Source organism: Microbacterium sp. AK009 (assembly GCF_013410955.1).
Taxonomy (GTDB): domain Bacteria; phylum Actinomycetota; class Actinomycetes; order Actinomycetales; family Microbacteriaceae; genus Microbacterium.
In genome coordinates this window covers 1-8,696 of record NZ_JACCCG010000012.1, presented here as the reverse complement: position 1 = coordinate 8,696, position 8,696 = coordinate 1, and the positions used below count along the sequence as shown (strand labels likewise).

Genomic DNA, 8,696 nt, shown 5'->3' with positions numbered 1-8,696 from the left:
CTGTTCGTCATGATCTGACCAGTCTCCCTGCCCGAACCCTCGGGCGACAGGACGACTCACACAACGACTGGACCTACAAGACGGGGTCAGTCCACTGGCAGCCGAGTTCGAGGCCCTGCAGGACCGCTTGCGAAATCGCATCATCACCACGTGGCAACGTGAGTTGAACGCTCGTCGAGGCTCGGGCGGCAGCATCCGACAGCCACTCCATCAGATCGAGGTTGTGGAGCTCCAGCATCGGCGGTCACGGGCACTCGATCCGCACGTGCACCGGCACCTTTGGCTAAGCGTCAAGGTGCTCGGCGAGGACGGGAAGTGGTCGAACGTTGACTCGCGCGTGGCGATGCGGCTGCACACGCTCATCAACGCTGAGGGGGATGTCGCGGCCCGTACCGACCCCGACTGGATTGCCGCCCTGGCGCGACACGGTTACACAATCGGCGTCGACGGGGAAGTTCCGCAGGTCGCACACGCCGTGCCCGCTCTGTCACGCCGGTCGAGCCAGATCGAAGCGAACCGCGCGACACTTCTTGCCGAGTGGCGCGACGATCACCCGGGACAAGAGCCCAGCCGTGACATCCAGAAGCAGATCGATCGTCAGGCGTGGGCGAAGGAGCGGCCCGGCAAGCCGAAGGGACTGGAGGAGGATGCCTGGGAGCAGACGGTCCGAGATGAGTTAGCCGCGATCGACCCCTGGCTGCTGGCGGAGCGCGCGTCTGTCGCAGTGCGGGCTGTCGACGTCGAGAACATCGATCTCGATCTGTTAGCGGCTCGAGCGATCGTGGACGCCGATGACCGGTCGGCGGGCTCTGGCGGGCGCGTTAGCTTGTTCGATCTCCGCGCGGGAGCGACGCGTGCGGTCGCGGCATCCGGGGTCGTCGCCCACCGTCAGGCGCTTCAGGCGACGATCGACGCTGTCGTATCGCGTTCGCTCGCTCACACGGTCGACCTGCTCGACGGCGCCGTAGACCGGCCTCAACACATCAAGGGGTACATGACGACGCGCACCGCCGCGCTCAAGGTCGAGCTTGCCCGCCGGTTCGGCTCGCTCAACATCGCCGGAGCCGCGCTGTCACCCGAGGCCATGCGACTGGTCTCAGAGTCAGAACTGCCAACAGGTGTCGTCATCGAGTCCGGGCAGGCTGAGGCCGCTGGTGCCATCGCCGGCACTGACCGGCTCGTGACCATCACCGGACCGGCTGGCACGGGAAAGACGACGATGCTCCGTGTCGCGCACGCCGCACTTACCCTCCAGCGTCGTCGGCTCATCGTTGTGGCGCCGACTCGAAAGGCGGCATCGGTCGCCGGACGCGAGATCGGTGCACCCGCCTCGTCGGTACACGCGCTGCTTGCCGACCATGGATGGCGCTGGGGGCGCGACGCCGCTGGTGCGGAGACCTGGACACGCCTCATCCCCGGCGACATCGACCCCACCACGGGCGCTCCCTACCCGGGGTCGACCCGCTACCCAGTCAACCACGACGACCGCATCGTCATTGACGAAGCCGGCATGCTCGATCTCCACACGGCCAACGCCCTCGCTGCGCTCGCTCTCGAGACTGGCGCTGGCCTGGCGATGGTGGGTGACCATCTCCAGGCCATGCCCGTGGGCCACTCGGGTGCCATGGCGACCATGGCTCGCCGAAGTGGTTCTGTCGTCGAACTCAGCGCGGTGCATCGCTTCCGCGACCAGGAGTACGCGGCACTGACACTCCGGCTCCGCGAACCAGGATCGATGGATGCTGCGCTCGCCGTCGCCGCCGAATTGGACGATCGAGGAGTCATACATCGCGTCGATGACAATAGCGGTGCCCGTGACTTGATGGCCGAGGCGTACTTTCGATGGGCCGGTCGGCACAGGCGAGTGGCGCTCGTCACCGCGACGAACGAGGAAGCAGACGCCGTCAACGACGCGATCCAGCAGCGGCGGCTGGACCTCGGCCAGCTGCGTTTGAACCGGGTGGCCGTCGGACGCGGCGAGCAACGGCTGCTTGAAGGCGACGTGGTGCAGACGCGCCGCAACGACAGAGCCGCTGACGTCGACAATCGCGCGGTTTGGGCTATCCGTCGCATCCGTCCCGGCAGTATCGACCTCGTTAGCCTCACCGACAGCGCCGACATCCGTCGCATCTCCACTGACTACGCTGCGTCGCACGTACACCTGGCCTATGCGTCCACCGTCCACGGAATTCAGGGAGAGACGACCGACGCGTCGATCGTCGGTCCCGGCGTGGATGCGTCGGGGCTGTATGTCGGAATGACCCGGGGTCGCGCTCACAATGAGGCGATCGCGATTGCTCGGACGAGGGATGCCGCGGTCGCGGCCATTGCGGAGAGCATGACGCGTAGCCCGATCGAGGCGTCGATCGAAGACTCCCGCGCGGCGGCGATGACAGAGTTGCGGCTGGCGGCACGATTCGTGGATTCGGGCGCGCCCTTCGTTTCCGCCGGATTCACGACGCCGCAAAGCGGCCGCACGCCTAGCCTGTCCTGACCCGAAACCACGCAATCGCTCCTACTTCTGTTCGGGACAGCGGCGAGTTACCGCATTGCGCCACACAACGACGCTGCGCCGACCGCCGGAAGCTTCCCATTCGACGATGACGACACGGTCGTTCCATCCCGCAGCTTCGGCCGGAAGGCGAGAGGCGGGCTCATCCGCCCACGAGATCCACGCCCACACCTCGGGGAGCCGTCCGCGCGGTGCCCACTGGATCGGTTGGGGCCCGTAGGCGTTGCTGCCGAGTGTGCAGGCCCGCCGACGTGTCGTGCTCTGCTGGATGCGCTCATCGTTCAGCGCGTCGTAGTGTGCCGGTAACACGCAGAGTTCGATTCGGCAGTGTTGTGGCTTGCCGAGGCTCGCGATCGGGATCCGATGCCCACGACTTGCGCGCCGGATGGTCTTCCTCAACGCCTATCGGCTGGCGGCTGGACCGATGAGGTGGTCACCTTCTCGAGTTAGGGCAGGTTGGTGGTCGCCGTCGCGGTTGCCGCGACGATCCATGAGATATCGATCGGTTCAGTCGGGGGCAGTTCGATGTCGGCGGGGCCGACCGGGTATGCGCGCATTGTGCGTCTCCTCATCTGGTTCGGCGTGTCGTAGGCGGAGTTGAGGTCGAGCCCGGCGCCTCCAACTTCTGCGCGTAGCGTCGCCGAGCCTGGGTCAGGTTTCGCGCGGCGGAGGCGAGCGGGCGATGATTCAACTTGCGTGGGTGGCGGGTCGGCGACGTTATGTCACTTTGGATTCTGGTGCCTGCATGTTGGCGGGCGCTGGGGACAACTTGGCCCGGAGGAGGTCCTTTGCGCGCGCGTGACGACTTCGAGCGGTCGAGGGATTCACGTTGAGTAGACGTGCCGCGTCATCGATGGAGAACCCGTCCCAATGCACGAGCCGGATCAGCTCTCCAAGGTCCTCGGGTAGCTCGGAGACCGCGCGTCGGACGTCCATCCGTTCCCCGTCGTCGACGACATGACTGTCCCTGATTGTTTGCGCGAGGCGCTGTACGAGGGCGTCGTGGCGCCGGATCGATCGGTGATGGTGCTGCAAGATGTTTCGGGCGATCCCGAAGAGCCAGAGCCGCGCACGGTGCTGATCTTCTGGCATCTTTCTCATCGAGCGAACGGCGGCTTCAACCGTTTGGGCAACGAGGTCAGCGGCATCTTCGGGGATATCAACGCGACGCAGGAAATAGCCGAGAAGGGCGGGTGCACTGTCCTTTACGACGTGCGAGATCACGGGGTGCCCGGGGCCGGGTCGGTCGTGCACTGCGTTTCAACGACAGACCCGATCCCGCCGTCGGCGAGGTCTGGACTGGCTTCGAAGATGACCGCCGCGAGCTCGGCCGAGAGCGCCGATGTTGTGGCGTCCTGCAGGATCCTGGCATCTGAGAACCAGTCCGCTGACCACAGCGGACCCTCATGGTAGACCCCGTAGTCCGCGGCTTGTTCACCCGGGAGGAGGCGCGGCAACTCGTCGAGACGTCCGAGAGCGTTGAGGGTGCCGGCAACGGATTGCGGATCAGGCTCCAGAGCATCAAGGTCCTGCGCTGACAGCCAGGTCTCAGCAGTGGCTCGCACTTCTTCCGGGAGGGCCTCCATCGCAAAGCGGGTTTCGCAGTCTCCGAGCCACTCTCCCTCAGCGTCGGTCCATGATCGCTCGAGCACGACGTCAGGGTCTGTGACGGTAACCCAGGGCCCCCATTGTGACGCGGCTACGGCACCGGCGCCGGTCATGGCGAGAAGGACGCCCGCGGCTCCGGCCAGGCTCGCAACCCGTCGGCGGCTCGACTTAGGTGATGCAGCCAGGCGCGCATCGAGCAGATCCGCCAACGAACGGCTCACTTCTGCGTTGTCGGTGAAGACCTTCCCTGCGTCTTGCAAGCGGTCATCCAAAGAATCGTTCATGGGGCTCCTCAATCTGGTTCACTGAGACGTTCCCGGCTCCCCGGGTTTTGTCCACGCGTTCCCGGTTGCCCTTACCTCCGCCAGAACCGGCGGCCAAGGTCGGCTGGAGCTCGGGGACCGCTGGCTCTACACGGGTAGCCGCCGGGCAAGTCACTTAGCGATGCTCTATGTTGCTGCCGGCCAGGGCGTACCAGGCTGTTGCTGTTGTCAGGCTGATACCGAGGAGCCGGGCGATGACGGCGGGCGGGACCTGGGTGATGAGTGAGGCAGCTGCGGCTTGGTGTGCTCGGCGGGGTGAGACGCCGATCGCGCGCAACTTCGCGGCGAGGCTTCCGGGAAGCATGTGGTCGTCGTGTCGGTAGCCGGGAAAGATCCAGATTTCATCGCCCGGCCTTCCGCCGACACGGTTGCGAACGGTCGTGCCGGCGAGGATCGATTCGACCCACGGGGCCGCGACAACGGGAAGTTCCAGATCGAGAGTGCCAAAGCGGATCCGTGGTCGCCCGTCGATCAGTGCGAGTGCGTCACGTCGCAGCTGCACGATCTTGTGCACGCGTATCCCGTAGGCGATGGTGAGCACCACAGCTAAACGGATCCGCGGTGGGTGAATGTCCTCGGTGAGAGCTCGTCGCAGCGCGGCCTCGTTGGAGCCGGTGAGTTTTCCTCCGAGGTTGAACGGCTTTCGTTGATAGCCCGGGGCGACGAGACCGGTGTTGGTGCCAGATGTCGCGCACCAGAGGAGGAACCGGCGCGCCTTCAGTGGGGTGCGGACGCTCACCACCCAGGAGTCGAGTGTTGCCTGCTGAGCGGTGTTGATCGTGGCGCTGGCGGCGTTGACGGCGCGGATCAGGGACAGGATTACGCGGAGCTCGTTGCGGTCGTTGGCTGCCTGCGTCATCGTCAGGTGGCGGGTGGTGTCCGTGCGTTGCTGTCTCCATCGCACGAACTGGCGTACCGCGAGTCGGTCCGGGCCGTGCGGTAGCGCCGCGATCTCACGCGCTGCCAGGGCTTGGAAGGCGATCGCGTACTCGTCTCGGCTGGGGAGCACGTCAAGCTGCACAAGCAAAGAGCGCACCTGCGAGACGGCCCGCATGGTTCCGAGCCGATCGAGCCGGTCGTGGGTCACCGGCTCCCGGAGCGCGGTGACGGCCGTGATGGTGCGCCAGACGTTGGATCGCCTCGTGGTGAGACTCACCACGTAATCGGTGTCCGCGTCGCGGAGGTGCTGGTTCAGCGCGGCGAGCTTCGGTTGTCGGCGGAGAACGTCGTCGGTGAAGGTGGCCGCGAGGGCGTCAGCTGCGCGGCAATGGCGGCAGAGCTGAGCGGTGAGGTGATCGATCCTGTTGCAGCGGCTGCAGGGGCGTAGGAACTCCGGTCCATAGCGCCGGCAGTAGTGGCAGTACCGGCCGCTGGGAAGGACCGCGGCAACCGTCCCGCTGTGCCCGCAGGTGGGTGGCTCGGGCATTGCTGTCAGTCAGTCAGGTGGGCGCGTTGGGGTCTGAGTCCGCGATCGCGGATCGCTGCGGACGCGGAGTCGCCGTTGACCGCTTGGTCCGTCTCGCGCGCCCGGCCCAGGTCCACCTTCACGATCAGGTCATCGGCGGTGCACCCGAGGATGTCCGTGAGCGCGATCAGGACGCTCAGGTTGAGGCGTTCGGGTTTGTCGGCCACGAGCCGGTAGACCTGGCTCGATGACAAGTGCACCCCACGCTCGGCGAGCAGGGGAATCAGCTTCGTGGTGCTGAACATCCCTGCCGCCGCCATCTGCTCCCGCAAGCGCCATTCATAGCCGATCATCACCGTCATGAGGTCTCCCTTTTGTTGTCGAGATTGTTCATCAGGCCCGCGCGGTCCAGAGCAGATGCCAGCATCCGGTTCGCGAACTCTGCTGAGACGTGCGTGTAGATCCCGGTTGTCGATTGGTACGCGTGTCCGAGTTGCCGTTGGACGAAGACCGGGTCGTGGCCGTCCTCGATGAGGTGGGTGGCATAGCTGTGCCGCAGGCAGTGCGGTGTCAGCCGGGGATCTAGGCCGATGTCGTCGCGGAGTTGCGCGAACTTGTCGTTCAGCGAACGGGTGCCCAGCCGTGTCCCGCGCTCGGAGACCCACATCGCCGACGTCGTCCCCACCCTCACGAGCGGAAGAACGTTGCGAACGTAGTCCTCCACCGCCGTCACAGCCCACGGCAGCACCGTCGCCACGGTGCGGGGTTTCGGCGGGGACCCTCGAGACGCTTTGCCGTATCGCACACGCAAGAAACCGAAGTCTCCGAAGGCGGGAAACTTTGGGTTGTTGTAGAAGTCGACCGTGTCAAGCATCAACGCCTCGCGGGCTCGCAATCCCCAGCTATAGATCACCTTCAGCAACGTCGCATCCCGATATGCGGACGCGGCACCCTTCCGCCCGGTGGACACCCGGGCCTCTACCTCGTCGTCTGCGCGATCGAACAGCAGCTGCAGCTCGGAGCGCGTGAGTGGTCGTCGACGCGGATCGCCTTCGTAGTCCTGGACGTGCGGGCGGGTGTTCCATTCATGGCATACCTGCACCGGGTGCGTCCCGAACCTGCGTTCGCACTCCTGGGCCCACCCGTAATGCGGCGAGCAGAGGAAGTCGCAGAACTGCCGAATCGCATGCTGATTGTTCCGCAGCGTCGAGGGTGCCAACTGGCGCACGGACGCCATATCGAGCATCCACTCGTCGAACGCTGCGGCCGTCCAGTGCCAGGGATAGGCGTTGGCGTGGCGTTGAAATCTCCGCACGGCGTGGAGGCTCTGGTTCACCGTCCGGGACTGTAACGCCCGGCCACCGACCTGCTGCGCGGACCAACCCTGCAGCATCGCATCGAAGACCGCCGCGTCTTCGCGCAGGAAAGCCACATCGTCGACAGATACAGACTGGCCGACCCAAACGGGACCCGATCCTTCATGATCCTCCCGTTTGACGAGTTAATCATGCATTAAACGGGAAGCGCAGGAGTTTTGTCAACCAAATGCAGCTCTGCGGAACAGCGCCTGGCGACATCTTCGTCAGTAGTGCACGGCTAGGGTCATGCAGCCGATGCAACTCCGCTGACTTCGCCTCATAGCGACGGTTCTTCGTCACCCCAGACCGGGTTCCTTCCTCCGGCCGAGAGATGAAAGTCGAATCGAGGATACGTCAGGTCGCCAACGAGCGATCGCTGCTTGCGGCGGTGAGCAAGCTCACGTGAGGCAGGTACGCCAGATCGCACGAGCGGCAGACATACCCGCCTACAACGTCATACAGCGCTGTCCTACAGCCAGGGCAGGCCGGCTGGCGTGCGTGTTCGAACTCGTCCATCAGCGCTCAGGGATGGTGACCGTACTTGATCCGAGCGGCGCGCATCGTGCGCTGCTCCACCAGCCCCATCACGATCAGCCCGATGGTGGCGAGAACCAGACAGATCCATCCGACGACGCCTGCCCATTCGCCCGCCAGGGCAGACGGCGCCAGTTGCACCGCGAACGCTCCGACGAAGAGGGCCAGACCGAACCAGACCATGCCGTTCGATATCGCCGCGGTCCTCGCGATCCGCGCCCGCTTGCTCATGAGCCCAACCTCCCACCGCACAGACCCACTGTCTACCAAGTCACAGTGACTTCGAAGCGCCTCCCGCGCGAACTGTGGAAAGCAGCCGGCCCACGGCCGACTGGACGAGCCGCTACGCGGCGCTGTCTTTGGTTCCCAGGGTCGAGCCGGAAACTCCGAGCCTATGCGAGCTCCACCGGCTCCGTTCCCTCCGGTCGCTCTTTGCAGACTCCACCCTCCGCTGCGCTCCAGGCTCCGCTTAGCAACCGCTCCCTCCGGGCACTACGCCGCCTCAGCCCGCACCGGCACTACGTGTCCGGCCCGACGCCGGGAAAACGGTGAGGAGAAGAAGAGATGACACGAAGTAGAAGACCATCGCGCGCTAGCCTGAACGCCCTCTGGGACGCTGCCGGGCGCGTCCGCGACGCCGCGAACCACGGGGACCACGCCACGAACGACAGCGTGCGCCGCGAATGGGCCGCTATCGACGCCGAACTCACCGCCCTCGGCATCCCCACCTACGACCGTCACGGCCCCTCCGGTCCCGACCGTGCATGGTGGACCGCTCAGAACACCACCGGCCGCATCATCGGCGTCTGGGCCGAATCCTACGAAGAAGCCGTCATCCACCTCGGCGCCGCCCACAACGCCGCCTGAACCGTCCTGGGTTCCGTGGAGGCTTTTCTGTCACGCGGCCAGGGGCTCCTGGGCGTGTGCTTGATGGTATTCGGTCTCGTACTCGATAG

8 protein-coding genes are annotated in these 8,696 nt (G+C 65.5%); 2 read left to right on the top strand and 6 right to left on the bottom strand.

Going from position 1 to position 8,696, the window contains the following annotated elements:
- Positions 1-127 precede the first annotated feature (127 nt).
- The gene (locus HDC37_RS16875; protein ID WP_257021595.1) at positions 128-2,494 is read left to right on the top strand and encodes an AAA family ATPase; all 2,367 of its coding nucleotides are present in this window, start codon (positions 128-130) and stop codon (positions 2,492-2,494) included.
- 735 nt (positions 2,495-3,229) lie between these two features.
- On the opposite strand, the gene HDC37_RS16870 is transcribed toward HDC37_RS16875, so the two are convergent.
- The 6 genes from HDC37_RS16870 to HDC37_RS16845 form a co-directional block, all read right to left on the bottom strand.
- Entirely contained in the window at positions 3,230-3,736 is a 507-nt protein-coding gene (locus HDC37_RS16870; protein WP_179561559.1) for an RNA polymerase sigma factor, read from the bottom strand.
- Entirely contained in the window at positions 3,733-4,404 is a 672-nt protein-coding gene (locus HDC37_RS16865; RefSeq protein WP_179561558.1) for a hypothetical protein, read from the bottom strand. Before HDC37_RS16865 ends, HDC37_RS16870 begins: the two co-directional genes overlap by 4 nt.
- 154 nt (positions 4,405-4,558) lie before the next feature.
- On the bottom strand, positions 4,559-5,530 hold the full coding sequence (locus HDC37_RS16860; RefSeq protein ID WP_179561557.1) for a hypothetical protein: 972 nt from the start codon (positions 5,528-5,530) through the stop codon (positions 4,559-4,561).
- Positions 5,531-5,874: 344 nt separating this feature from the next.
- A complete protein-coding gene (locus HDC37_RS16855; RefSeq protein ID WP_179561556.1) occupies positions 5,875-6,210 on the bottom strand; it encodes a helix-turn-helix transcriptional regulator in 336 nt (111 codons plus the stop codon).
- The gene (locus tag HDC37_RS16850; RefSeq protein ID WP_308472264.1) at positions 6,207-7,280 is read right to left on the bottom strand and encodes a tyrosine-type recombinase/integrase; all 1,074 of its coding nucleotides are present in this window, start codon (positions 7,278-7,280) and stop codon (positions 6,207-6,209) included. Before HDC37_RS16850 ends, HDC37_RS16855 begins: the two co-directional genes overlap by 4 nt.
- A gap of 448 nt (positions 7,281-7,728) precedes the next feature.
- A complete protein-coding gene (locus HDC37_RS16845; protein WP_179561555.1) occupies positions 7,729-7,971 on the bottom strand; it encodes a hypothetical protein in 243 nt (80 codons plus the stop codon).
- A 333-nt stretch (positions 7,972-8,304) separates the two neighbouring features.
- On the opposite strand from HDC37_RS16845, the gene HDC37_RS16840 reads away from it, so the two are divergent.
- Positions 8,305-8,607, top strand: a complete 303-nt coding sequence (locus tag HDC37_RS16840; RefSeq protein WP_179561554.1) for a hypothetical protein — start codon at positions 8,305-8,307, stop codon at positions 8,605-8,607.
- Positions 8,608-8,696 lie beyond the last annotated feature (89 nt).